Below are 450 nucleotides of genomic sequence, written 5' to 3' on the forward strand. Positions count from 1 at the left end.
AAGTGGCGCGCTACATTGGCCGCCACGGTACTGACAAGGTCAAGAAAGCCGCGCTGATCAGCGCCGTACCACCGCTGATGCTGAAGACCGCCGATAATCCGAACGGCGTGCCGCTGGAAGTCTTCGACGGTATCCGCAAGGCCTCGCTGGAAAACCGCTCGCAGCTGTATCTGGATATCGCCTCCGGTCCGTTCTTCGGTTTCAATCGGCCGGATGCCAAGGTGTCCCAAGGCCTGATCAACAGCTGGTGGGCACAGGGCATGCAGGCCGGCCACAAGAACACCTACGATTCCATCGCCGCGTTTTCGGCCACCAACTTCCGTGAGGACCTGAAGAAGTTCGACGTGCCCACCCTGGTGATCCATGGCGATGACGACCAGATCGTGCCGCTCGACATCTCCGGCAAGGCCTCCGCCGCACAGATCAAGGACGCGCAGCTGATCGTCTACC

Annotated in this window: 1 protein-coding gene; it reads left to right on the forward strand. The window is 60.9% G+C overall.

Annotation, left to right across the window (positions count from 1 at the left end; all coding sequences use genetic code 11):
- The coding region (locus tag EA795_RS20800; RefSeq protein ID WP_147456339.1) for an alpha/beta fold hydrolase at positions 1-450 on the forward strand (450 nt) is incomplete at both ends.

Origin of the sequence: Stutzerimonas nitrititolerans (assembly GCF_003696285.1) — a bacterium.
Classification (GTDB): Bacteria; Pseudomonadota; Gammaproteobacteria; order Pseudomonadales; family Pseudomonadaceae; genus Stutzerimonas; species Stutzerimonas nitrititolerans.